This is a genomic window from Paenibacillus polymyxa M1 (assembly GCF_000237325.1).
GTDB lineage: Bacteria > Bacillota > Bacilli > Paenibacillales > Paenibacillaceae > Paenibacillus > Paenibacillus polymyxa_C.
Window position 1 is genome coordinate 2,536,432 of the sequence record NC_017542.1, and the last position, 23,560, is coordinate 2,559,991.

A 23,560-nucleotide genomic window follows, 5' to 3' on the forward strand; every position below is an offset into this window, starting at 1 on the left:
CAGACGCATTAGCGTCTGCTTTTGATTTGGACAGAGGAAGTGGATTCGGTCATCTTAGTTCTCGTTTGTGATCTAGGCTTAAGTCCCAGCTTCTGCTCCCATTTTTCATACAAAATAATAGCCGCCTGCATAAAGATGCCTGGAAACTTCCGACTGCGAATGAATTTATGAACACCAACTGCGCAACCTGCCCCAATAAGTGCGCCTGCCAAAATATCTGAAGGATAATGCACCCCGGTCCATACGCGGGATATTGCAATAAGCACAGCCAAGATAACCCACAGAACACGATATTTTTGATGATGAAGCCATAGAATTGCAGCCAGAGCAAAAGCTCCAAGTGCATGATTACTCGGAAATGAAGCATTTGGATCATGGTGAATAAGCTGAATGACAGAATGTCCAACAAAAGGCCGGTCTCTGTAAAACAAATGTCCAAGCCCCCAACTGATTATAAAACCGATACAAACCGTTATAACGGCTTCCAAAACCATCATCCGATGCGGCATTTTAAAGGTGAACCAGTACATCAGTAAGGCCACTCCGAATAAATACGGTGCATATTGCGCCAAGAAGCGCATGGTTCCATTCAAAAAGGCGAGGTGATCAGCCAGTTCATTGATCCAGTGAAACAAAGCAAAGTCTACATTAATTAACATGAATAAATTACTCCTTAACCTCAAAAAATTGAATTACAAAATTATATTATAGAGCGACTATACGGATAAAAGCTTAAAATCAAATAAAAAATGAATGTTATGTGCATTGCTTATTAGTTTTTTCTATAGAAAATAGGTGGTTTTGCGATGGATAAGTCGGTGCTGGTCATTGATGATGAAGAGAAGATATCCAGATTGCTTCAGTTGGAGTTATCCCATGAAGGATATGTGGTTGAAATCGCACAAACGGGAAGAGAAGGGTTGGAAAAAGCATTAGCCCATACATGGGATATTATTATCCTGGATGTGATGCTGCCGGAGATAAACGGAGTTGAGGTGCTGAAGCAGATTCGAAAAGTGGACAATCATACCCCGATAATTATGGTCACTGCACGTAACACGACTCCTGACAAGGTCTCAGGTCTGGATGAAGGAGCTAATGATTACATTACAAAGCCTTTTGAAATTGAGGAGTTATTAGCGCGGATGCGGGCTAGTATGAGGAATCAATTGGAGCCGGCAGCTACCGCTTCACCAAAAGAGGACAAGCAGCAATCCAAACTTCAGGTCGATAGCCTGGTGTTGGAACCCAAGACGCGATCTGTGGTGAGGGAAGGAAAACGTATCGAACTTACGCCCAAAGAATTTGATCTGCTTCTTTATCTGATGGAGCACAAAAATCAGGTATTGCATCGGGACCAAATGATTCAGGACGTGTGGGGGTTTGATTTTGTTGGTGATACGAATGTAGTAGATGTTTATATCCGATATGTTCGCAAAAAAATTGATCATGGATACAAAAAGAAACTGATTAAAACCGTGCGCGGCGTTGGGTACTGTATCCGGGAGGAAGACCATTGAAGCTGCGGACCAAAATTACCCTGCTTAGTTCTATTTTAGTGATGACGATTCTCCTGTTTGTGGATGTCACGGTTCATCTATTATTTGTCAAAATCGCTACTCGCAATGAAAGAGAAGTGTTACAAAATAAGTGGACTGAAATTATTTCCGAAACAGGACCTACGATGATTCTGAAAAATGCATGGGGGCCCAAGCTGAAAGATGAACTTTCGGGGGATACCATTCTAAGGGTATTTGATCAGCAATCTCGCCTTCTGTATGAAGTAAGCCGTCAGTCGCGCTTTAAGCTAGATGATATACGTTTTAACCTTTCTCAGAGCTCTCAACTGACGGATCTACAGAATCATAAAATTCTGATCATTCACCTTCCGGTGCTTTCCCCAGAAGGTAGTCAAAAGGGGACACTGGAGATCGTAGAAAAATGGGATGCGCTCGAAAACAATCTCGATATCTTAAATACAATTCTTATCACGTCGACTGTAGGAGCTATGTTGCTCAGTCTGGTGGGTAGCACGATTTTGGCGAATGCGATATTGCTGCCAATTGCCAGTAGTATTCAGACGATGCAGGAAATCGAAAGAAGCTTGAAATTCAAAAAAATTCCTGTCGGCAGCCACAATCAAGATGAATTGTCCCAAATGACCGCAACTTTTAACCGAATGGTGGAGAGATTGGAAGAAAGCTTTCAGAGCCAGCAGCAGTTTGTTTCCGATGCCTCACATGAGCTGAATACGACATTGATGATTATTGAGGGCTATGCCAACATGTTGCGGCGGTGGGGTACGCGTGACGAGGACATACGTAAGGAATCGATTGAATCGATCTATGAAGAAACTCAGCGAATGCGTACGATGACGCAGCAATTACTGACATTGGCCTCCTCACAGCAGCAAGCCCCCGAACCGTATGAGCCGGTAGAGCTGGTTGGTTGTTGTCAACAGGTAGTAGCACATCTCAAGCCTGTACATGAACGTCAAATTTCTATTTTTACAGAAGAAAAGGAAATTTGGCTGGATGCTAATCTTGCAAAAATCAAGCAGTTACTAGTCATCCTGCTGGATAATGCCTTAAAGTATAGCTCGGATGAAATCGAAATATGGATATCTACAGATGAAAAAGATGTCCACCTTCGGGTTAAGGATTACGGAATTGGCATTCCTGAGGGCGAGATCAAGCGTGTCTTTGAACGATTTTATCGGGTAGACAGCTCCAGACATCGTAAAACCGGAGGAACCGGACTGGGGTTGCCGATTGCCAAGACAATAACAGATGCTCACCAGGGTACGATACGCATGGAAAGCGTAGAAGGAGAAGGGACGGAGGTCATCGTTTCGCTGCCTCAAAAACAACAGAAAAGGCTGTCCCTCCAGTAGACATCTCTACTCAGAGGAACAGCCTTTTTAATGTTAATTGTAAGTTAAGCAATTCGGTGGATGGGAATCATCCAAAATGATCCTAAAGGACACGACGTGCTGTTGTGTAATGGGAGTTCCACCATCCCGAATTCAGTTTTGTAACCGTTACGCCACCTTTACCATACGTGTGCAGTATTTTCCCGTCTCCCATGTAAATGGCTACATGATGAATTGGGGCATAGAAAAAGACCAAATCGCCTTTTTTAAGCTGACTACGCGGTACATAAGTGCCTACAGTTGACTGCTGTTTGGACGAACGTGGAAGCTTGATTCCATTTTGTGCAAAAACATACTGAGTGAACGAAGAGCAATCAAAAGAGCTTGTACTGCCTGCTGGAGCTCCATATTCATAACGGACGCCCATATACTGGGAGCCTTTTGAAATAATCCGATCAGCTTTACTTGTCGAAGCGGCATGAGTGGTGTCTGGTCCAACGACGAAGCTCCCAGCGCTCAGTGCCAAAGTCATCGTAAAGCAAATACCCATCCACAATTTTTTAGAAGTACGTTTCATATATAATTTCCTCCGTTATTCGTATTGTGTTGATGTCCTGAAATGACAATAACACAAATAAAATATCCGGAATTTACCACTCGTGGTTACAATCCTGTTACCCCAACGTTTTGCCCTGCTTTATTAGAAAACGATGAGAATTTTCTCCTTAACTTTGACTTGACAAATTAAATAAGCCCCCCTTATGTCTAGGCTCGTATGACAAAAAGCGACTTGCAGACAATTGGCACAAGCAATCATGCAAAACATACATACCTATATACTACAATTTATAACCTGTACGGGAGTATGCTCAGATTCCCGTTGACATCGTAAAGATTACACCGTATCCCGGTCAGGAAGGGGAATTCATATGGCTTCAAGGCAGAGTAAAGAACTCAAAAACCGACCTTTAACCATTGTGCAGGTCATATCCAACTATCCCGATGCACAGCCTGTACCCTCCATCAAGGGCGGAACGGAAAAGGTTGTGCATGAATTAACAGAGGAATTAGTGAGACGAGGGCATCATGTATCTCTTTTTGCCGCCCGTGGGAGCAGGAGCAGCGCGCGATTGATTACTTATCCCAAGGGTTTGAAACATAGTCAGATCCCCCAATATGTACTTCGGCATATGCCTTCCGGTACACATATCATTCATGACCATACCTTTCGTTCTGCGGTGGCGCGTAGGAAGCTGCCTTGCTCATCATTGTGTACCGTTCATCTTCCAGTGAAGAGGCACGGTAAAAACCCCGTATATGTCAGTAAAAGAGCACGCCAACTGATGGGCGGGGGCAAAGGATTTTATATTTATAACGGCATCAACACCCATGAATACGAGTTCAGCAGTGAGAAGCGCGGCTACTTGCTGTTTATGGGCAGAATCATACCGGATAAAGGTGTACTGCAGGCCATTCAGGTTGCAGAGCGAACAGGAAAAAGACTGCTTATTGCGGGTCCTATCAAAGCCCCTGTATTTTTTCGCCGAGAGATTCAAAAGCGAATTCAGCGCAATCCGAATATACGCTATGTGGGACCAGTTGGGGGTGATCGGAAACAGAAGCTACTGAAACATGCAGAGTGTCTGTTGTTTCCATCACTGTGGGAAGAGCCGTTCGGACTCGTAATGGTAGAAGCCATGGCTTGTGGAACACCGGTGCTGGCACTAAAAAATGGCTCCGTTCCCGAGGTGCTATCAGGCTTTCCACAGTTGATTTGCAAATCAGTTGGCCAAATGGCACGTAAGGCACAGCAAAAAAATTACCCGTCACCCGCGCAGCTTCGATTGTATGTAAACCAAAGATTTACCAACAAACAGATGACCAGCAACTATTTGAGACTATACCGTGAAATCATCCGTCGGCGAGAACAGAAGAGAGGACACCGAAAGCCTATACGGAGGTGAAGAGGATGCAGGTCAAACGATATATGCTTGGGAAGGGCTCTTCTTGGGCGACTCCTTATTATGTAGCCATAGAGGGACAGAAAGGCCCGTGTGCGATGGTGGTTGCAGGCATACATGGTAATGAAATAGCAAGTATACGTGCGGCTGAGAAACTGGTAAAGCTTTTGAATGAGCAAAAACTGAGATTCAGCCATGGCAAACTTATAATTGTGCCAATTGTGAATCAAGAGGCTTACCGCAAGCGGATCAGAGGAAAACCTGATCTGAATCGAACCTTTCCGCGTCAGAAAAAGCAGGCGGCAACACAACCGCTTTCCGCTGCTCTATTTAAACTAACACAAAAGTATCACCCTGAATGGTATCTCGACTTGCATGAGGCGAATGGATTATCACAAAAGGATGCCAAGGTGCTTGGTCAAACGCTGATCTCCAATAAGGGCAACCCGGTAATTCCCACGACGCGCCGGATTATTAAGCGAATGAATCGCTCGATCAAGGTGAAAGACCGCCATTTCAACATGCGGCTGCATGAGCTCCCAGGTTCCTCTCGTACCGCGGCAGCCCGTATTTTAGGGGCACGTGCAGTAACCGTGGAAACGGGGTGGAGCCTGTCCCAGAAAGTACGCATACACTATCAGATGAAGATTATGCAGCACTTTTTAAGGGAGGCCGGGGTAGTTAAGGCCAACAAGATTTATTTATCTGGCAAGGTTAAAACGGTTACTTTATGAAATGTAATGTTACAAAAAAGTCGCTTCATGAGCAAGGGATCTTACTCACCTTGCTCAAGAGCGATTTTTTTGATGTGTGATCTTCATGCAGAAATCCTATCTGTTTAGATGCTATAACTCTGTGTTGTCAGGAATCGGATTTATAGAAGGCGCTCACCAAACTGTGACCCAGGCGCACCTCGATCAGTTCCAGTGCGGTATCCAGATCTGCGCGGATCGTGTGATACGTATCCACTGGAATGCTAAATACAGAGCCGCTTGCCGCAGCAAAGCGTTCTCCGTTCAGCATAACCTCTCCCCGGCCGGACACGATCGTCCATACTTTAAGTCCGCTGCCGTGAATACGTCCGTTCAAGCGATGATCTGGCAACACCGTCAGTCGTATGGCTAAGATGTCGTTCGGACTTCGGTGATCAAACTCGTCCAGCACCCGGTAACTGCCCCAAGAGGTTTCACCATGCATGGGGTGAAGTTGGAGGTTGCCTAGCTGCTCCTTGATCGCGTGAGCATGGCTTTTGGACGCAATGAGAATACCGTCAGGGCTTGCAGCAGCAATAATATCCTCCACGCCAATGACATGAAGTGGATAGGGCAGCTCATTCACGATGTGTGTGCCGTGAGTCTGGCCACTGATTTGTCCACGTCCGATCACTCGGCTTCCTAGCTGCTCTGTTAAGGCCTGCCAGTTGCCGATGTCGTGCCATTCGCCCTCGTAAGGCAGGACAACGGCCCGTTCAGTACGCTCCGCAATCTCCTCATCGAAACTGCGAACCGGGAGGCTATCATATATTGTGTACAGTTCTTCATCGTTCAGCGGCAATTGAATTTGCTCCATGCAGGACAGCATATACCGTAACGTAAAAGCGTAAATACCGCAGTTCCACAGCGCGCCTTGGTTAATAAGCTGCTTCGCCCAAGAGAGATCCGGCTTTTCAGTGAAGCGAGCAACTTGTGCATAAGCCGATTTCCCTTCCTGCCTCATTTGCAGATCTGGAACAATATATCCATATTGGTCGGAGGCATGGGTAGGCCTTGTCCCAAGCATAGCCAGATCGGCTCCGCTCTCGAGCAATAGACCGGAGAGCGCTGCTATGCTGTGGAAGAAGTCGTCGCCTGCGAACATATCTGCTGGAGCAATACAGAGAACTTCATCCAGCCCCATGCCTCTGGTGTGGAAATAAGCAGCAGCGAGTGCGGCAGCTGTGAAGGTTCCCCGTTTGGCAGGCTCGCCAAGAACGGGCAGACGACCTTCAGTATGGCGAAATGCTAGATTTACCTGACTCCGATGAGCCAGAAGCAGGGCAGAGGAATCTAGCCCGGCTAAGGTAAGCTGACGATACACCCGGCCAAGCATAGATTCCTGCTGCCCATCAGGAGCGGGTAACAACCGGAGAAACAGCTTTGATCGAATATCGTTGGACAATGGCCACAGCCGTTTTCCGGCACCACCGCATAACAATACGATGCGCACGGACGTTTCCTCCTTTAATGCAGATCCATTTGGATCGCATCAACAATTGCGGGATTTTCTATTTTAGGAACTATTTCAATGCAGATTGAATCTTTGTTTTTGGAGCTAGCTGGTATACTTTGCGTTGATGAAAAGATAAGGAGCGGTAGCTTTGGGCGTAGAGATCCAATTGTTTTGGTGACAGCGAAGAAGCACGACTATGAAGCGCTTTATTCAATGACTTGCGCAAAATCATCCGAGAGGGCTGATTGCTGTATAGATAGTTGGCATACGTTTCATATTCGGAAAATCCAAACTGTTTTGTCCGGTCTATACTTTGAATAATGGCGTTGTACCAAGGTTCCCCATGTCTGGTCTCAATAACTTGCTTGAGCTGGGCGAGCCGTGTTTTTTCAAAAAGCATATAGTGAGTGACAAAGGACTTTGGTGAGGGAGCTTTAGCACCCATCAGCTTACGGTAAGTGCGAAAGTACTCAGGTTGACTCCAGCTGCGATAGTAAAAAATTGTTTTCCCGTCTTTACGGAACGTATGTGGACGAATCAAAATGGTGTCCGCGTCTATGACGAGAAAAAAAGACGATTTACTGATTTTGTCGCCATTCATTTTGAGCAATTGCTGATACAGCCAGCCTGATCGATCCCAGCGCGTTGTTCCGTAACGAATATGCTTTTTAGTGATGGGCAACACCGTTTTTTCGTCTATAAATGTACACTTCTTGTTGGCACATAGACGGCGAAGTTTGGTGCTTTGCGGTGAAACGATATAAATGGTTGCAATTCGGTGCTGCACGTGACGGCGCAGACTGTCAATTACTAGTGGTAGTGTCGCCAGATCTTTTTCAATTGCGGGGATCAGAACATCGATTGAGAGGGAACCCTTTTGTGGCTCATCGGATTGCGCAGACATGTTATTCACTCCCTATACGTGTAAATATACGCTACCGGTACCTTATATTATTGTATGCCTGGACAGGCGCTTTCGACCGGGCAAGGCCAACTGTCTAATTCTATGTAGAAGAGGGCGAATGGAGCTTCGAATGGGGATTTGGCGCATACGATAGATTGATCTTTTTTAACAGGAGCGTTCTACCCTGAGAGTAGAGAGGAGAGGGGCAAGTGAATTCTTCACAAGCGCAGGCGTTGCGCAGCAAATGGCATAAAACCCAATTGTTGCTCCAGCATGGCAGTATCAAGCCTTTTGTACCTGAAACTCGTAAATACAGCAAAGCAAATGTAAAATCAATGCTCGAAAAATATGGTATGGTCTATGTAAAGCCTGAGCGAGGTACCTTTGGCAAAGGTGTGATGAAAGTCGAACAAGAGGCAGGTCAGCGTTTTGCCTACCAATATGAGGAAAAGCGTCTGGAATTCAAACATTTGGATGCACTAATCACCAGCTTATCGAAACACACGGGGAAAAAAAGTTATCTCATTCAAAAGGGAATCCATTTACTGCGCCATCAAAATCGTTATTTTGATATCCGGATCATGGTGCAGCGTAATGCAAAAGGGTCATGGGAATCTACCGGAATTATTGGACGCTTGGGTCATCCCCGTAAAATCGTGACCAATTATCATAGTGGTGGTAAGCCGATGGCCTTAGAACAATTACTGCAATCCCATTTATCGCAAAGTAAGCAGGCTGAGCTGGTCAACAAGCTCAATGAACTAGGGATTACCATCGCCACACAACTACAAAAAACATATCCGAAATTCCGGCAAATTGGTGTGGACATTGGATTGGATCATCGCTTTATCCCGTGGATCATTGAGGTGAACACGAAGCCAGACCCATATATATTTAACCAATTGACAGATAAGTCTATGTACCGAAAAGTAATAAGCTATTGGCGACTGGCTAATGAAAAAAAGAAAGTTACAGTCCCAAGCAAGGATAAAAAGAATAACAACAAAAATAAAGATAAAGTTGCAAATAAAGTTGATCATACAAATAAAGAACCTAAATCAAAAAAAGGATGAATTGTTTATGATTCATCCTTTTTTTCTTGCCTGTTTATCCTAATCCTAACCGCGAGGTGGCGACTCGGACATTCACGGTACTTCCTATGTCGATATTTTTAACCCCGGTGATGTATGGTATTTCCCCCGTGGTTATCGGACTTGCAGCCGACGAGCTGGCTCTTTTGCCAAAGAAGGAAGCTTATTTTGCAAAAAGACCTGTCCCATCTATCGCATCTCATGATGCATATCCGCGCGCTTCTTCCGATCTAATTACTAAACACCGCTATCCTTTAATGGCCAAACAGCCCAGATTGGCACCGGGTGGAGGGACTCAGCGGACCGTTACAGTAGAAGATTTCCCTATTTCTTCGACGATGGCAGGATCTGTGATTGAATTAGAGCCAGGCGGATTGCGAGAAATGCACTGGCATCCCAATGCGGATGAATGGCAATATTATTTGGACGGAGTGGTCATTACGAGGCCATTGATTTGAGTGAGTGGATGGCTGGCAACCCTGTTGATGTATTGGCAACAAATCTGAGCCTGCCTCGGGAAATAGCGCATAAACTGCCTCATAAATCAGTCTTCATCGCCCAAAAATCTTAAATCTTAAATCATAAAGCAACTAAAATGCCCGCTTATGCTACCTTATTCCAGTTAGCCTAAGCGGGCTATTGAACTTGATTCTGTTTATATTACTTTTGTAGAAAGTAATATAGTGAATTTAAAATTGAACAACCCGCAACCCTGTGCTATTCTTATACGAAAGTGAAGATTAATGTAGTAAAAGTTATATTTTTTTATACTTATAAACATCTGATGATACGATGAATAGAAGGGATGTGCAGCCATGAATTCTGTCATTGAACTTAACAATGTAAGCTGGAAGAGAGATAACCGTACCATACTGGATCAAATCAATTGGCAGGTAGCTGAGGGAGAGCACTGGGCTGTACTCGGCTTGAATGGATCAGGCAAAACAACGATGCTCAATATGATTAATGGTTACATATGGCCAACCACAGGTAGTGTCGGTGTATTGGGTCATACTTTTGGGGATGTAGATTTGAGGGAATTACGCAAATCTATTGGTTGGGTCAGTTCCTCTTTACAGGAAAGAATTAATGGAAGCCAGCGCACGCAGGATGTTGTCATCAGCGGCAAATTTGCTTCCATTGGACTGTATGATCAGACGACGGATACAGATGATAAACAGGCTGTTCAGCTTATGACCCAACTGGGCTGTGCTCATCTCGTAGATCGGTTGTATCAGGGATGCTCACAGGGAGAAAAGCAAAAAGTGCTTATTGCTCGCGCGTTAATGGCCTCGCCCAAGCTGCTGATTTTGGACGAGGCGTGTAATGGGTTGGATTTTTTTTCTAGAGAAGCATTACTAGATAGTGTTCGTCAGCTGTCCGAGGCGCCGGGTGCTCCAAATTTATTGTATGTTACACACCATATCGAAGAAATTCTACCCATGTACACACATACGATTCTGATTCGCCGGGGTACGGTGTTTGCCAAAGGTAAAACGACAGATATCCTGAGCAGTGAAACGCTCAGTGCTTTTTTTGAAACACCTGTGCAAGTAGACTGGAGACAGGATCGTGCATGGCTCTCTATGGTATAGAGAGCCTTTTGTCTGTCTAACTTGCTACCAGCATAATCAGAATGGGCAAAATCAGGAATGAGGCAAGCGTGCTCCACAAGATGCAGGTAGAAACCAGTTTTGGGGATGCATTAAATTTTTCGGCTAAAATGACTGCATTCACAGCCACTGGCATCGAGGCCAGAATGAAGAGAACGGAGAACAAAAGTCCTGAAATTCCCAGTATCAGCATGGCAAGACAAGCCGCAAGCGGGGAGAGCAGAAGTCGAATTATCAGTCCTGCGTAGCTGGCTTTTTTAATAGATGGCTCGAGCCTGAATATTTTTACATAAGCCATCTGGGTACCGAGAATCGCCAGCACGACCGGAGAATAGGCGGCTGCAATCATCGAGACACCTGATTGAATGCCAGAGGGTAGATGCCAATCCAATGCTCGAAGTCCCAGTGCGAGAAGAGCCGCATAGATCGCAGGGAGAGAAAATACTGACTTCACGGCACTTTGAACAGAAAATTCAGAGCGGGCTGCAAAGTATACACCAATGGTATTGACCATAATCATCTGGATGACGACATATACGGAGGCTTTATCCAGGCCAAGCTGTCCAAAAGCAAGTAAAATAAGCGGCAACCCATAATTTGCACTATTAGTCAGTGTGGAGATTAAGGTGAGTCCCGCCGTTTCCGGGGGGCTCAGCCTGAAGATTTTCCCCGCTAATTGTGCAATTCCCCATAAAAGCAGCAGGTTCAGTAATGAAAAAGCGGCTGTCAGTGCCACATCATGCCAGGAAAGCTGTGCCTTGAGCAGTGTGTCCAGAATCATGGCGGGACTTAAAAAATATAAGTACAGAGTCGAGAGTGGTTTTGTTTCCAGCTTCATGAATTTGCCGAGTAAAAATCCGACAATCACCGGAATGGACAGCGGAACGATAACGGATAAAAGAGTTGAAAGTACGATTTGAACCATGAATTCCACTCATCCTTTCTGTAATGACATTTTCCATTATAAGGCGCTACTTTCGAACCCGTCCAAGATGGATAAACAATTAAGGTTATAGGTATATGCTATGAAGCTTAGATCACTTATTCTGAAAATAACAAAAGGGATGTCCACAGCCATGTTAAACGGCTAATAGGAACATCCCTTTTATATGAAACCGAGTATTCTGAAGGTTTATGCAGAAGCCATAGTTTCCGCTTTAGTTCGGCAATCGTCAGAGCAATAGTGTTGATGCTGTTCTTCGCAATCTGGACACACGATATGTTGGAGATTGCACACGGGGCAGTTAATATAATGATCGTTTGTTGTTTCACAGTGGTAGCAATTACCAACAACAACGTCTTCATCTGTATGGTTGATCCGAACCGAAATTCGTTCGTCAAATACATAGCACTTACCGTCAAACAAACGTCCTTGTACTTCTGGGTCCTTGCTGTAAGTCACAATGCCGCCATCCAACTGAGCTACATCGTTAAAGCCTTCTTTAATCAGCAGACCAGACAGCTTTTCACAACGAATACCCCCGGTACAGTATGTCAGGATTTTTTTATCCTTGAACCCAGTCATATTATCGCGTATCCATTGTGGAAATTCACGGAACGATTCAACTTCGGGGCGAATAGCTCCGCGGAAATGACCGATGTCATATTCGTAGTCGTTACGTCCGTCCAGAACCACGACATCTTCATCTTGGAGCTGTTCATAAAACTCCTTTGGTGATAGACGCTTGCCGCTAATAACATTAGGGTCCAGCTCGTCCTCATGACGTAGCGTAACCAGCTCCTGACGATGGCGTACAAATATTTTCTTGAACGCATGACCGTCAGATTCATCTATTTTAATAACGATATCGTGGAATTTCGGATTGGCGCGCAAATCACGGATATACTGCTCCGTTTGCTCTACTGTACCGGACAGTGTTCCGTTGATTCCTTCCTCAGCAATCAAGATTCTTCCCTTGACGCCCAGCTCTTTGCAGTAAGCCAGATGCTCTGCCGTAAAGGTGGCAGGATCTTCAATATTGACATATTTGTAAAACAACAAAATTCGATAAGCATGTTCACACATGTAAAATCACCCTCTGATTCAAGTCAAAGTTTTTTAACAAGCAAGTTTAAATGTACCACATTCTTTAAGTTAGTCAACACAAATGTATAAAAAGTGGAAACGGAAAAGATGACGAGCGACAAAAGTAAGGGGTTACATTATAATGGTATTGTGGGGTTGATGAGATTTGCAGTAACAGGTTGAGGTCTAGCAGATGAAAGGATGAATTCAATGAAACATCATTTGACAGCGCATACACCACCTATGGGGTGGAATAGCTGGGATTGCTACGGTGCAGCAGTACGGGAAGAGGAAGTGCGAGGAAATGCTCAATATATGGCGGAGCACCTGAAGGAATATGGTTGGGAATATGTTGTGGTGGATATTCAGTGGTATGAGTCAGGAGCAGTATCTTCACAGTATCGCCCGTTTGTCCCATTGGAAATGGATTCATATTCACGTCTGATTCCAGCGGTGAATCGTTTTCCTTCGGCAGCAGATGGACGCGGCTTCCAAGCTCTTGCGGAATATGTACACGGTCTGGGATTAAAATTTGGGATACATATTATGAGAGGCATCTCCCGCCAGGCGGTTCATCAGGATACTCCGATTTTAGGAACTACAGCTACAGCCAGACAAATTGCACATCCTAACTCTATTTGTCCTTGGAACACAGATATGTATGGGGTAGATGCTTCCAAGGAAGGCGCACAGGAGTATTATAATTCGTTATTTGACCTGTATGCGGAATGGGGTGTGGATTTTGTCAAAGTAGATGACATTGCTGCATCACGTCTCTATGGTATTCATTTGGCGGAAATTGAATTGATTAAGCGGGCTATCGCCCAATGCGGACGTCCGATGGTGTTGAGTCTATCGCCTGGTCCTGCACCGCTGGAGCATGCATCTGATTTAATCGCAAACGCGAATATGTGGCGTATGACTGATGACTTCTGGGATGTATGGCCTTTACTGTATGGTATGTTTGAGCGCTGCGAGAAATGGGCGGAACATGTAGGTCCAGGTCACTGGCCGGATTGCGACATGTTGCCACTGGGCCATCTGGGTATTCGTTCGGTAGATTCAGTAGATTCCGGCAGTCATGATCGATGGACACGCTTTACGAAGGATGAGCAGCTGACAATGATGACCTTATGGAGCATTTTCCGGTCTCCACTGATGTTTGGGGGAGAACTGCGTGATAATGACGAATGGACACTTTCATTGCTGACGAACAAAGAAGTGCTTGATGTTCATCACAACGGTGTGAATGCGCGACAGATCTACAGAAAGGATGAACATATCGTTTGGACTTCTCACAACGAGGAAGGTCACGTATATGCGGCTTTATTTAATGCTGGAGATGAAGCTTCCACAGTCCGTGTGTCCTTACAGGAGCTTGGAATTGAAGGGCAGGCAAGTGCCAGAGACTTATGGAACCATGTGGATTTAGGTGATATAGTGCAGGAACTGTCTGCAGATTTACCCCCTCATGGAGCTGCACTATTCATTATAAAATAACAGGATGTTAGGAAGGATCTAAGCTGCACGTTCAGCTCTAGTCACCTTATTGTAAAGTGGAGGATGTTTTTACGATAAGGTGATTTTTTTGTATGTGTAACTTTATGATATTTTTAACGGACTCGACATGATTCTTGGGAATTTGACATTTGGAACATGTTAGGTTTATAGAGTACCTATTTCTGCACAAATTTAAATCATTCTAGCGAATAGAGTCGAGAAAGGAGTCAAATGATGAAATTAAAAAAAATTCACAAAAATGAGCAGGACGAGCCTTGGCCCTCTAGTGAACAAATTCTGTGTATCGGAGGGGCCAATCTGGATCGTAAAATCATGATTAAAGGTACATTTCAGCTTCACACCTCCAACCCGAGCAGCACTAGTCTGCAATCTTGCGGTGGGGTAGCACGGAATGTGGCTGAAAATTTAGGGAGGTTGAGTCGACGGGTCAGCCTGCTGACCGCAGTTGGGGACGATGCTGAAGGTGAATTTATCATCGAACAGTCCAGCCGTTACATGAACGTGATTCCTCTTCAAGTCAAAGGTGAATCGTCAACCGGTGTCTATACTGCCTTGCTGAACGAGCATGGTGAAATGATTGTAGCGACAGCAGAAATGGAGATTTATGATCAGATTCGTCCTTCCATAATTTTTGAAAATATTCCTTTAATCGCCTCGTCCCGACTCGTTCTGCTGGACACTAATTTTTCTATGAACGTAATAGCGGCCACCATACATGTCTGTCTGGAACATCAGGTTCCGCTTGTCGTTTCTTCGGTGTCAGCTTCCAAGATGAGAAAGCTTCCACGAAATTTGCATGGGGTGGAATGGCTGGTATGCCAACCGGAAGAGGCTGAAGCTTATTTGGGACTTGAACTTAAAGATGATCAGCAGATATTGGACGCAGCCCGAGTTTTTCACAAACTTGGGGTTCAAAATGTCATTATTATCTGCGGTGCTGAGCGTGTGTTGTTTGCTTCTCAAGATGGTACTTATGGACAAATCCCTATACACCCATTTCAACAGGTCATTGATGTCACAGGCGCAGACGACGCTTTTATTGCCGGGATGATTTATGGAATTACCCAAGGTTATCCTATGGAACAAGTGTGCCAGTTTGGAATCAGTTGTGTCGATTTAACCATACAAACGGATCGGACAGTCTCAGACACCATTTCTATGAATAAACTTCATTCTAGATTCCAGGAGCTGTATGGCACACATTCGCAAAATTTTGTTTTTTTTAAGGGTGTGTATTTTAAAAAGAAAAATACATAAGTAAAGAAGAGAACACTAACCTACAGCAGCGTGTATTTAGAGCTTCACGGACGTAATGGTCTCAATTATTGAATTTATAAAAGGAGCAGGTTGTCTGATGGACAGTGTGAAATACGCTATTGTTTTTCTACCGCTGTTCCTACTTTATTTGCTTTTAAAGGGAGGGGCTTTGGCAGTAGGTTTACTATATCGACTGATCTATTCCATTTCGACCTTACGTGCAGGACAAAGTGACGATCTTCTCGCTGTGCAGCATGCTAAGCGTATTATCGTAATCGGCTCACCGGGGAGCGGTAAGACTTTTTTGGCCAAACGTCTATCGATGTGGATTCATTTGCCGTATACCTCGTTGGATGATTTGTATTGGGGGCCAGAGTGGAAGCGGAGTACGGACAAGCAATTTCACAAACAGCTGGGAGAAGTCCTGCAAAGGGAAGAATGGATTATCGAAGGGAATTATCATGAGTGTTATTTTACCGAGCGACTCCAGCGTTCCGATACAATCATCGTGATGGATGTCAGCACGATTGAGGCAATATCAGGTGTTATCACACGTTCGCTTAACCGTTTTTTATTTTCCAAGGAGTTACCCACAGGAATAGAGCGGGAAGCTGTTCGTATTTGGGATATTTCACCTCGGTTTGTCCGCTTTGTTCTGGGTTTTCGCAGGCGTATCCGTCCTAAAATCTGGCCGCTCATTTTGCAATATGGTAATGAACGGAATTTGATTATCCTAAAATCTAAATATTGTTCATGTCCCTGGATGAGCCCAGATAGACAATTATCTCCTTGACTCAAACCTGCGTTTCGTGTAAAGTGGTGAAAATTGTAATATATAGGAATAGTGTAGACCAAGGATCAAAGGTTCAATTACCCGCTGTACAGAGAAGAAACCCATGGGCTGAAAGGTTTCTCGCCGCGAATGAACGTTTCCCTGCCTTGCGAGCTGTAGCGGTGCGTAAGATAAACCGTTACCGGCCAGATGCCGTTATCTGAAGAAGGACCGTCCCGTATATGGTTACGGTCAAATGAAGGGTGGTACCACGACACATTCGTCCCTGACGGATGTGTCTTTTTTGCGTACATTTTACGTTCTTACAAGGAGGAAGCCACACATGCGCCAAAGCCAATTATTATTGACAACCTTACGTGAAGCACCTGCAGAGGCCGAAGTGATCAGCCATCAGCTGATGCTGCGGGCAGGATTTATCCGCCAATTGGCGGCTGGAATGTATACCTATATGCCACTGGGCAGACGGGTGCTCAGAAAAGTGGAACAAATTGTACGAGATGAGATGGATCGTGCAGGGGCTGGAGAGTTGTTAATGCCTGTATTACAGCCAACGGAGCTGTGGCAAGAATCGGGGAGATACGATGTGTACGGTCCTGAGCTGATGCGTCTGCAAGATCGGCATGATCGGGAGTTCGCATTAGGTCCTACACATGAAGAGGTCATTACGTCTTTAATACGAAATGAGGTGAATTCCTATCGGAAATTGCCAGTAACACTGTACCAAATTCAAACCAAGTTTCGGGATGAACGACGTCCTCGGTTTGGTCTGCTTCGCAGCAGAGAATTTTTGATGAAGGATGCCTATTCGTTTGATGCCAATTGGGCAGGACTAGATCACACTTATTGGACGATGTTCCAGGCCTACCAACGTATTTTCACCCGCTGCAGTCTGAATTTTCGCGCAGTCGAAGCAGATGCAGGCGCTATTGGTGGTGAGGGTGAAACTCATGAATTTATGGCACTGGCTGAGATTGGAGAGGATACCATTGTGGCATGTACCTGCTGTGATTATGCTGCCAATCTTGAAAAGGCGGAGCCACGGACGACGGGGAGCGTAGGAATATCTTCTGTCTCCAATGAAGATGAACATGACAGCCATCCTTCAATTGATACAGATAAAATGGAAAAACTGTACACTCCAGGTTTGCGAACCATAAATCAACTCGTTGAAACGCTTCACATAGAGCCGAAGGAAATCATCAAAACACTGATTTATATGGCTGACGATCAGCCAATTGCGGTAGTTGTCAGAGGAGATCATGAGATCAACGAAGTAAAAGTTAAACAAATTTTAGGTAATGAAAAATTCGAAATAGCAAATGCAGATGCCGTCACAAAGGCGACTGGAACCCCACCCGGGTTCATAGGTCCATGCGGCTTAACAATCCCTGTGTGGGTCGATTACGCCGTTGTCCAAATGTCCAGCGGTTTTGCAGGCGCGAACGAGCAGGACTACCATTATCGGCATGTGAATCCAAGACGCGATCTAGATCTTCGCCATGTGGCTGACTTGCGCAATGTTATAGAAGGGGATAGATGTTCTCGGTGTGACGAAGGGAAATTGGAACTTCATCGAGGAATTGAGATTGGACACGTATTCAAACTGGGCACCAAGTACAGTGAAAAGCTGGGGGCGACTTTTCTGGATGCGTCCGGAACTGATCAAGTGATGATTATGGGCTGTTATGGTATTGGTGTTTCCCGAATCCTGTCCGCCATTGTAGAGCAAAATCATGATCAGAACGGAATGATATGGCCGCATGCGCTCGCTCCGTTTCAGGTTCATATCATTCCGATTTCTGTGAAAGACAGGCTTCAGATGCAAATAGCTGAGGACTTATACAGCCAACTGCAGGATCGCGGTGTGGAGGTGTTGCTAGATGATCGTGAGGAACGCCCAGGGGTTAAATTTAAAGATTCGGATTTAGTAGGTATTCCCGCGCGTATCGTCGTTGGTAAAGATGCTGAACACGGAAAAGTAGAGTTCGTAGAGCGAAGAAGCAGCCACAAAGAGTCGATTCATATCCATGATGTAGAGAGACGGATACTGAACCTCATTCAACACTAAGCATCTGTATCCCGTAGAATATGGCCTTCTCCAAGTGCAATCTCATGAAAGTCAGCCATCTGACGTGCTTGAAACCGAATGGGCTTGTCTCGACCTATCATAATGATATTTTGGATGTCAGCAATGCCTTCCGAGGGTAGGGAGAACGTGGTAACATAGGCGAATTCTTCACGCAGCGTTGTGTGAATGGCATGGATCAGATGATCGTGTTCGCTTTTGCCTATCAAATTCATAATTAGCGAGCCTTCTGCATCCAGCTTTTCTTTGGCCATTTTGAAAAATTCCCAAGATATTAAATGCAAAGGCGTACCCTGCTCCGTGAAGGCGTCCAAAATAATATAGTCATAAGCATCCGGGCTCTCCTTCTCCAGAATGCGGCGTCCATCACCAATAACTACATTGTCCTGGTCGTATCCAAAGAATGTTCGGCTGAATTCTACCACTTGTGCGTCCAGCTCGGCAATCTTAAAGCGTTTGTCTGCAAAATGACCCGCAATCGTGCCTACACCATGTCCGATAACAAACACGTCTTCAAATGACGGGTCGTTCAGCTCCATGAGATGAATGATTGCTCTGGGATATTCGAACAGAATACGTTGCGGATGATTCAAATCCATCGCACCTTGGATGGCTGCATTGGAGAATTGCATCACGCGAAATAATCCCTTTTCACCATACAGCTCCGTGGTTTCATATACCGTGATTTCATGGTTATTGCTCAACTTTTTATGTAAGACATCCAAGTGAATAATCTCCTTCAAGTCAGACTTCCTCCTCATCTTAGACATTCATAGGATTATTGTCCATAGATGAGGGGATTGAAAGTTCACATTCTTGAAGCATCCCTAATTAGGTAGAATTGTTTATTTTTCCATAACGGAGTTGTTTGAACTTGTTCGTATGTCCTTTAGGAGATATAATATACAAGGATATAATGAAGTTCGTTGTGTATATTCATACAGGAAGAGAGCGGGATATTATGGGACGTAAGTGGAATAACATTAAAGAAAAGAAGGCATCCAAGGATGCTAATACGAGTCGTATATATGCTAAATTTGGCGTGGAAATTTATGTGGCAGCCAAACAGGGCGAGCCTGATCCTGAATCCAATCGGGTACTAAGAGTCGTGTTAGAACGTGCAAAAACGTACAATGTACCGAAAGCGATCATTGACCGTGCTATTGAAAAAGCAAAAGGTGCTGGCGATGAAAACTACGTAGAGCTTCGTTATGAAGGTTTCGGACCGAACGGCTCCATGGTCATTGTAGATGCACTGACTAATAACGTAAACCGTACAGCATCGGATGTGCGTTCTGCATTTACTAAAAATGGCGGTAGCTTGGGCGTGAGCGGATCTGTAGCCTACATGTTTGATTCCACGGCAGTTATTGGTCTGGTGGGTAAAACCGCAGATGAAGTGCTGGAGCTGCTGATGGAGGCAGATGTCGAGGTTCGTGACATCATTGAAGAAGATGAAGCCGTCATCGTATATGCAGAGCCTGATCAATTCCATGCTGTTCAGGAAGCTTTCAAGCAGGCAGGAGTAACTGAGTTTACTGTGGCTGAGCTCACCATGCTTGCCCAAAATGATATTACTCTTCCGGAAGATGCACAGGTTCAATTTGATAAATTGATTGATGCATTAGAGGACTTGGAAGATGTTCAGCAGGTGTACCACAACGTAGACTCTGAGGAATAATCGGATTGCATCATTTACATCTGAGCGTTTGGATAAAATAAACATCCCTAAACCATCGTATTTCGGTACGATGGTTTTTTTTGTGAATAAAATGATATAAAATCAATTTCATTTTCTTGACTGATCAGTCTGTAAAAATTATAATCATAGTCAAGGAGGCGAACATGAGGTTTGGGAAGAGCTAAAGAATTTGATACTGAAAGTGTTCTGCGAAAAGCTATGGCTGTATTTGGAGAGCATGGCTATGAGGGAACTTCTTTGACAATTTTACTGGATCAGCTGGGTATAGCGCGGCAGAGTCTTTATGATACCTACGGAACGAAATATGATTTATTTTTTTCGGCTATTCAGCTTTATATACGTGACAAAACTGAAGCCGTAGTTCATCTGCTCAGTCAACCTGGGAGCATTAAGGATGCAATAGCGACGATTTTTAATGAATCTGTTAGAGTGTTGACGGATAAGAGACTGTCCAAGGAATGCTTTATTATGAACAGTGCTATTGAACAGGCTCCGCATCATCATGAGATCAAAGCTTTTATTTCTGAAAATACTGAAAAGCTTGAACTTGCTTTTTACAACGCCCTAGTCCGCGCCCAAAAAGAGGGGGAGATTCATGCTACAGAATCTGAGCTATTGTCAATCGCCAGATTTCTAAATCATGCCCGACTATCATTGACATTTACCGCCAAGACAGGCGCAAGCACTGAGGTGCTTAGAGATATTGTACGTACAACACTGTCGGTTTTGGATTGATCTTTATGAACGCTTAATAGCGTTTATTTTTTGAACATTCCAGACCGATTAGTCAAATATTTTTTTTGAGTATTATAGACTATTCAGTCTAGAATGATTATGTTTATTTTCGCGTCTTAAATTCACTTTTTAAACAGAAATTAAAATAAATATGCGAGGTGTCTACCATGAATATCAATCCGAATACTGACGATGCAAAACAGCAAGCACAAGCAGTCATGCATAAATTTACGAGCAACCTGTTAGAAGAAAATATGGAGCAATGGATTTCATTATTTGATGATAACGCTGTTTTCGAGTTCCCTTATGCACCTAAACATTTTGTACAAGTGCTTCAGGGTAAAGCAGCAATTTACGAGTATATTAAGGAGTTTCCTAGTATACTTCGGATTCAGCATTTCTCTTCACCAACTATCCATACGACAACGGACCCGAGTTTATTCGTGGCCGAATTCGCCTCTGAGGCGCAGGCTGTGAGCACAGGTAAACCGTATAATCAAACCTACATTTCTGTTATTAAGCTGAAGAACGGAAAAATTAGTCACTACAAAGATTATTGGAACCCTTTGGTAGCTCTAGAAGCTCTAGAATCGTGAATGAAAAAGTCAATTCTCATAGGGATATAGAGATCTAGGCGAAAATAAAAAATTAAAAATAGGAGTTGAATTTCATGAAAGACAGAAATATAGCGTTGATTACAGGAGCAAACGGCAAAACAGGCAGCCGTGTAGCTGCCAGACTTATGCAACTTCAGTATCCGGTACGTTTGGCAGGGCGTACTAAACCTGGCAATTCGGAAGGGGCGGATTATGTATTTTTTGATTGGTATGATGAATCAACACATGCACAGGCGCTGATGAATGTAGGTAAAATTTATTTGGTAGTACCTGTGCTGGACGTCAATCCCGCCAAAGTGATGATTCCTTTTATTGAAAAAGCCTTGAGTGCCGGAGTGCAAAGATTTGTGCTGTTAGGGAGCGCATCTGTGCCTGAGGACGGACCAGTATTTGGACCTGTGCATCAAGCACTTCGTAGATTAGCTCCAGAGTGGGCTGTACTGCAGCCATCCTACTTTATGGAGAATTTCACAGAAGGCCAGCATGTGGGCACGATCAAAAACAACAAGGCCATTTATAGTGCAACCCGAAACGGGAGAATAGGCTTCGTAAGTGCAGATGACATTGCAGAAGTGGGAGTGAGGGCTCTTATTGACGATAAACCACACAACACGGCTCATGTCATCACTGGACCTCAATCACTAACATATGACGAAGTGGCTGAACTGATCGGGAAATCAACAGTCCAACCGATCCAGCATATCTCGTTGTCTGATGAAGAGTTGAAAGCGGGCATGGTTCACGCTGGAATGCCTGAGGAATATGCAGATATGCTGGCAGGATTAGATAGAAGGATACGTGAAAATGGAAGTGAAGACCAAGTGACCGATACCGTTAAGCTTGTCACTGGGCGCTGTCCGGTCTCATTTGAGCAGTTTGTTCTGAGCCACGGAAACAGCTGGAAGACATCATGACAAAGTGTTTCCTTTATTTCTTTTTAGGGTCATAAGAGTAACCAGGATACTTGACGACGGGCCATTTGACCTTTCGTAAATTAGAGATCACATCAGCGCCAACGTGTAAATTACTTTGAATCAGTTCTTTAGGCGTAAGAGCCATCCATTGATTTAAGGACACATCTGCAAAACGGTCACTTTTAAACATCTCAAGAAACCATAGTGTGCTAGAACCTGTATTTTGAATGTAATGACCGTAAGCAAAGGGCACATATCCAACATCCCCGGCTCTGAAATCAAATGTACGAGCTGCACCATTACCGCCAAAGACAGTCATCCGTCCTTGCCCGGCAAGATAGTATTGCCATTCGTCATTATTGGGGTGCCAATGCATTTCTCGCATGGCTCCAGGCTCAATCTCAACAAGGGCAGCTGCAATGGTTTTGGAAATCGGAAAATTGGAGGAGTCAACGATCCGTACGCTTCCGCCTGGTGTTTTGATCGGGGGCTGAGCTAGTAACTCATGCTTAAAGGATTGGGGCAACGTCCCGTAGGGAGAAGGAACCGCTTGACTTTGAATTGAACCGGGAACGGAGTCCTGATAGATGTAGACTTGGTCTTGAGGAATCTCTGCAAAATCGGCTTCTGGAATCCCGAAATTTGCAGAGAGCACCTCTTTAGGTGTGTGTGCGAACCAATCCGAGATGGATAAGGTGTTCAGATCGGAGAAACTGCCATCGTCGAAAACCAGCAAAAATTCACAGCCTTCTTCAAGGCCCTGTATAGAATGCGGGATGCCAGGTGGAAAGTACCAGAGATCGCCAGGGCCTACATCAGCAATAAAATTACGTCCATCTTGGTCAACTGCCGTAATGCGAGCACTACCTAACAGCATATAAGACCATTCTGCCTGCTGATGCCAGTGAAGTTCGCGGACACCGCCCGGTGTCAAACTCATATTCACGCCGGCAAGAGTTGTGGCAATGGGTAATTCCCTTACTGTAACTTCTCTTGACCATCCACCCTGATTAAGCTGCATATGGGCGTCTGAAAAAGAAAACCTCATATTCGGTATGAGACCATTGTCCGTTACGGGAGGAACCAGCATATCTGGATTTTGTAAATCCCTCATCACATCACGTGGACCCTTGTCAATCCCCCCTGCGCCATCATTTCTTATGGGCTGGGGGATTCTGACTTTTTTCGAGCAATCATTATGCATCATTTGATCTTCCTCTCCAAGTTGAAGCATAGGATTAAGAGAAAATACGCATAAAG

Annotated in this window: 23 protein-coding genes; 15 read left to right on the plus strand and 8 right to left on the minus strand. The window is 44.6% G+C overall.

Going from position 1 to position 23,560, the window contains the following annotated elements; genetic code table 11:
• Positions 1 to 8 precede the first annotated feature (8 nt).
• On the minus strand, positions 9 to 659 hold the full coding sequence (locus PPM_RS11450; protein ID WP_013371014.1) for an undecaprenyl-diphosphatase: 651 nt from the start codon (positions 657 to 659) through the stop codon (positions 9 to 11).
• A 147-nt stretch (positions 660 to 806) separates the two neighbouring features.
• On the opposite strand from PPM_RS11450, the gene PPM_RS11455 reads away from it, so the two are divergent.
• Both PPM_RS11455 and PPM_RS11460 read left to right on the plus strand, forming a co-directional pair.
• Positions 807 to 1,520: a response regulator transcription factor gene (locus PPM_RS11455; RefSeq protein ID WP_013371015.1), complete on the plus strand. Its 714-nt coding sequence runs from the start codon at positions 807 to 809 to the stop codon at positions 1,518 to 1,520.
• Entirely contained in the window at positions 1,517 to 2,893 is a 1,377-nt protein-coding gene (locus PPM_RS11460) for a sensor histidine kinase (RefSeq protein WP_014599720.1), read from the plus strand. The genes PPM_RS11455 and PPM_RS11460 overlap by 4 nt, the downstream gene beginning before the upstream one ends.
• A gap of 82 nt (positions 2,894 to 2,975) precedes the next feature.
• Here the strand turns inward: PPM_RS11460 and PPM_RS11465 are convergent, their stop codons facing one another.
• A complete protein-coding gene (locus PPM_RS11465) occupies positions 2,976 to 3,449 on the minus strand; it encodes a C40 family peptidase (protein ID WP_014599721.1) in 474 nt (157 codons plus the stop codon).
• 352 nt (positions 3,450 to 3,801) lie between these two features.
• Between PPM_RS11465 and PPM_RS11470 the strand changes: the two genes are divergently transcribed.
• Together PPM_RS11470 and PPM_RS11475 are read left to right on the plus strand one after the other, a co-directional pair.
• Positions 3,802 to 4,836 carry a glycosyltransferase family 4 protein gene (locus PPM_RS11470; protein ID WP_014599722.1) on the plus strand — a complete coding sequence of 345 codons (1,035 nt, stop codon included), beginning with the start codon at positions 3,802 to 3,804 and terminating at the stop codon, positions 4,834 to 4,836.
• Positions 4,837 to 4,841: 5 nt separating this feature from the next.
• On the plus strand, positions 4,842 to 5,567 hold the full coding sequence (locus PPM_RS11475) for a succinylglutamate desuccinylase/aspartoacylase family protein (protein ID WP_014599723.1): 726 nt from the start codon (positions 4,842 to 4,844) through the stop codon (positions 5,565 to 5,567).
• A 127-nt stretch (positions 5,568 to 5,694) separates the two neighbouring features.
• Here the strand turns inward: PPM_RS11475 and PPM_RS11480 are convergent, their stop codons facing one another.
• Entirely contained in the window at positions 5,695 to 7,038 is a 1,344-nt protein-coding gene (locus tag PPM_RS11480) for a sugar phosphate nucleotidyltransferase (protein WP_013371020.1), read from the minus strand.
• Between the two features lie 70 nt (positions 7,039 to 7,108).
• Positions 7,109 to 7,945 (minus strand): DUF6492 family protein, encoded by an 837-nt coding sequence (locus tag PPM_RS11485; protein WP_013371021.1) that lies wholly within the window; start codon positions 7,943 to 7,945, stop codon positions 7,109 to 7,111.
• A gap of 209 nt (positions 7,946 to 8,154) precedes the next feature.
• Between PPM_RS11485 and PPM_RS11490 the strand changes: the two genes are divergently transcribed.
• The 3 genes from PPM_RS11490 to PPM_RS11500 all read left to right on the plus strand — a co-directional run bounded on the left by PPM_RS11490 (position 8,155) and on the right by PPM_RS11500 (position 10,631).
• Complete coding sequence (locus PPM_RS11490) at positions 8,155 to 9,018, plus strand: YheC/YheD family protein (protein ID WP_013371022.1); 864 nt, start codon at positions 8,155 to 8,157, stop codon at positions 9,016 to 9,018.
• Positions 9,019 to 9,104: 86 nt separating this feature from the next.
• Positions 9,105 to 9,494, plus strand: a complete 390-nt coding sequence (locus PPM_RS11495; RefSeq protein ID WP_014599724.1) for a cupin domain-containing protein — start codon at positions 9,105 to 9,107, stop codon at positions 9,492 to 9,494.
• A 357-nt stretch (positions 9,495 to 9,851) separates the two neighbouring features.
• Positions 9,852 to 10,631 (plus strand): ABC transporter ATP-binding protein, encoded by a 780-nt coding sequence (locus tag PPM_RS11500; protein WP_013371024.1) that lies wholly within the window; start codon positions 9,852 to 9,854, stop codon positions 10,629 to 10,631.
• Positions 10,632 to 10,647: 16 nt separating this feature from the next.
• On the opposite strand, the gene PPM_RS11505 is transcribed toward PPM_RS11500, so the two are convergent.
• Positions 10,648 to 11,574 carry an AEC family transporter gene (locus PPM_RS11505; RefSeq protein ID WP_013371025.1) on the minus strand — a complete coding sequence of 309 codons (927 nt, stop codon included), beginning with the start codon at positions 11,572 to 11,574 and terminating at the stop codon, positions 10,648 to 10,650.
• Positions 11,575 to 11,781: 207 nt separating this feature from the next.
• Positions 11,782 to 12,675, minus strand: coding sequence for a rhodanese-related sulfurtransferase (locus PPM_RS11510; RefSeq protein WP_013371026.1), 894 nt, complete (start codon positions 12,673 to 12,675; stop codon positions 11,782 to 11,784).
• A 210-nt stretch (positions 12,676 to 12,885) separates the two neighbouring features.
• Between PPM_RS11510 and PPM_RS11515 the strand changes: the two genes are divergently transcribed.
• From PPM_RS11515 to PPM_RS11530, 4 genes are all read left to right on the plus strand, one after another.
• Positions 12,886 to 14,175: a glycoside hydrolase family 27 protein gene (locus PPM_RS11515; RefSeq protein WP_013371027.1), complete on the plus strand. Its 1,290-nt coding sequence runs from the start codon at positions 12,886 to 12,888 to the stop codon at positions 14,173 to 14,175.
• Between the two features lie 234 nt (positions 14,176 to 14,409).
• Positions 14,410 to 15,453 carry a carbohydrate kinase family protein gene (locus tag PPM_RS11520; RefSeq protein ID WP_013371028.1) on the plus strand — a complete coding sequence of 348 codons (1,044 nt, stop codon included), beginning with the start codon at positions 14,410 to 14,412 and terminating at the stop codon, positions 15,451 to 15,453.
• Between the two features lie 97 nt (positions 15,454 to 15,550).
• Positions 15,551 to 16,246 (plus strand): adenylate kinase, encoded by a 696-nt coding sequence (locus tag PPM_RS11525; protein ID WP_013371029.1) that lies wholly within the window; start codon positions 15,551 to 15,553, stop codon positions 16,244 to 16,246.
• 322 nt (positions 16,247 to 16,568) lie between these two features.
• Positions 16,569 to 18,314 (plus strand): proline--tRNA ligase, encoded by a 1,746-nt coding sequence (locus tag PPM_RS11530; RefSeq protein WP_013371030.1) that lies wholly within the window; start codon positions 16,569 to 16,571, stop codon positions 18,312 to 18,314.
• On the opposite strand, the gene PPM_RS11535 is transcribed toward PPM_RS11530, so the two are convergent.
• A complete protein-coding gene (locus tag PPM_RS11535) occupies positions 18,311 to 19,075 on the minus strand; it encodes a spermidine synthase (RefSeq protein ID WP_013371031.1) in 765 nt (254 codons plus the stop codon). The two genes, PPM_RS11530 and PPM_RS11535, sit on opposite strands and share 4 nt — an antisense overlap.
• Positions 19,076 to 19,293: 218 nt before the next feature.
• Here PPM_RS11535 and PPM_RS11540 point away from each other — a divergent pair, with 218 nt between their 5' ends.
• From PPM_RS11540 to PPM_RS11555, 4 genes are all read left to right on the plus strand, one after another.
• Positions 19,294 to 20,013: a YebC/PmpR family DNA-binding transcriptional regulator gene (locus PPM_RS11540; RefSeq protein ID WP_014599726.1), complete on the plus strand. Its 720-nt coding sequence runs from the start codon at positions 19,294 to 19,296 to the stop codon at positions 20,011 to 20,013.
• A gap of 171 nt (positions 20,014 to 20,184) precedes the next feature.
• On the plus strand, positions 20,185 to 20,769 hold the full coding sequence (locus tag PPM_RS11545) for a TetR/AcrR family transcriptional regulator (RefSeq protein ID WP_013371033.1): 585 nt from the start codon (positions 20,185 to 20,187) through the stop codon (positions 20,767 to 20,769).
• A 167-nt stretch (positions 20,770 to 20,936) separates the two neighbouring features.
• Complete coding sequence (locus PPM_RS11550; protein WP_013371034.1) at positions 20,937 to 21,365, plus strand: nuclear transport factor 2 family protein; 429 nt, start codon at positions 20,937 to 20,939, stop codon at positions 21,363 to 21,365.
• Between the two features lie 74 nt (positions 21,366 to 21,439).
• Positions 21,440 to 22,300, plus strand: coding sequence for an NmrA family NAD(P)-binding protein (locus PPM_RS11555; RefSeq protein ID WP_013371035.1), 861 nt, complete (start codon positions 21,440 to 21,442; stop codon positions 22,298 to 22,300).
• 13 nt (positions 22,301 to 22,313) lie between these two features.
• Here the strand turns inward: PPM_RS11555 and PPM_RS11560 are convergent, their stop codons facing one another.
• Positions 22,314 to 23,504, minus strand: a complete 1,191-nt coding sequence (locus PPM_RS11560; RefSeq protein WP_043885944.1) for an oxalate decarboxylase family bicupin — start codon at positions 23,502 to 23,504, stop codon at positions 22,314 to 22,316.
• Positions 23,505 to 23,560 lie beyond the last annotated feature (56 nt).

Coding starts and splice junctions, on each gene's coding strand:
- PPM_RS11450 (WP_013371014.1), bottom strand. CDS start 659: ATGTTAATTAATGTAGACTTTGCTTTGTTTCACTGGATCAATGAACTG.
- PPM_RS11455 (WP_013371015.1), top strand. CDS start 807: ATGGATAAGTCGGTGCTGGTCATTGATGATGAAGAGAAGATATCCAGA.
- PPM_RS11465 (WP_014599721.1), bottom strand. CDS start 3,449: ATGAAACGTACTTCTAAAAAATTGTGGATGGGTATTTGCTTTACGATG.
- PPM_RS11470 (WP_014599722.1), top strand. CDS start 3,802: ATGGCTTCAAGGCAGAGTAAAGAACTCAAAAACCGACCTTTAACCATT.
- PPM_RS11475 (WP_014599723.1), top strand. CDS start 4,842: ATGCAGGTCAAACGATATATGCTTGGGAAGGGCTCTTCTTGGGCGACT.
- PPM_RS11485 (WP_013371021.1), bottom strand. CDS start 7,945: ATGTCTGCGCAATCCGATGAGCCACAAAAGGGTTCCCTCTCAATCGAT.
- PPM_RS11495 (WP_014599724.1), top strand. CDS start 9,105: ATGTCGATATTTTTAACCCCGGTGATGTATGGTATTTCCCCCGTGGTT.
- PPM_RS11500 (WP_013371024.1), top strand. CDS start 9,852: ATGAATTCTGTCATTGAACTTAACAATGTAAGCTGGAAGAGAGATAAC.
- PPM_RS11505 (WP_013371025.1), bottom strand. CDS start 11,574: ATGGTTCAAATCGTACTTTCAACTCTTTTATCCGTTATCGTTCCGCTG.
- PPM_RS11510 (WP_013371026.1), bottom strand. CDS start 12,675: ATGTGTGAACATGCTTATCGAATTTTGTTGTTTTACAAATATGTCAAT.
- PPM_RS11515 (WP_013371027.1), top strand. CDS start 12,886: ATGAAACATCATTTGACAGCGCATACACCACCTATGGGGTGGAATAGC.
- PPM_RS11520 (WP_013371028.1), top strand. CDS start 14,410: ATGAAATTAAAAAAAATTCACAAAAATGAGCAGGACGAGCCTTGGCCC.
- PPM_RS11525 (WP_013371029.1), top strand. CDS start 15,551: ATGGACAGTGTGAAATACGCTATTGTTTTTCTACCGCTGTTCCTACTT.
- PPM_RS11530 (WP_013371030.1), top strand. CDS start 16,569: ATGCGCCAAAGCCAATTATTATTGACAACCTTACGTGAAGCACCTGCA.
- PPM_RS11540 (WP_014599726.1), top strand. CDS start 19,294: ATGGGACGTAAGTGGAATAACATTAAAGAAAAGAAGGCATCCAAGGAT.
- PPM_RS11550 (WP_013371034.1), top strand. CDS start 20,937: ATGAATATCAATCCGAATACTGACGATGCAAAACAGCAAGCACAAGCA.
- PPM_RS11555 (WP_013371035.1), top strand. CDS start 21,440: ATGAAAGACAGAAATATAGCGTTGATTACAGGAGCAAACGGCAAAACA.
- PPM_RS11560 (WP_043885944.1), bottom strand. CDS start 23,504: ATGCATAATGATTGCTCGAAAAAAGTCAGAATCCCCCAGCCCATAAGA.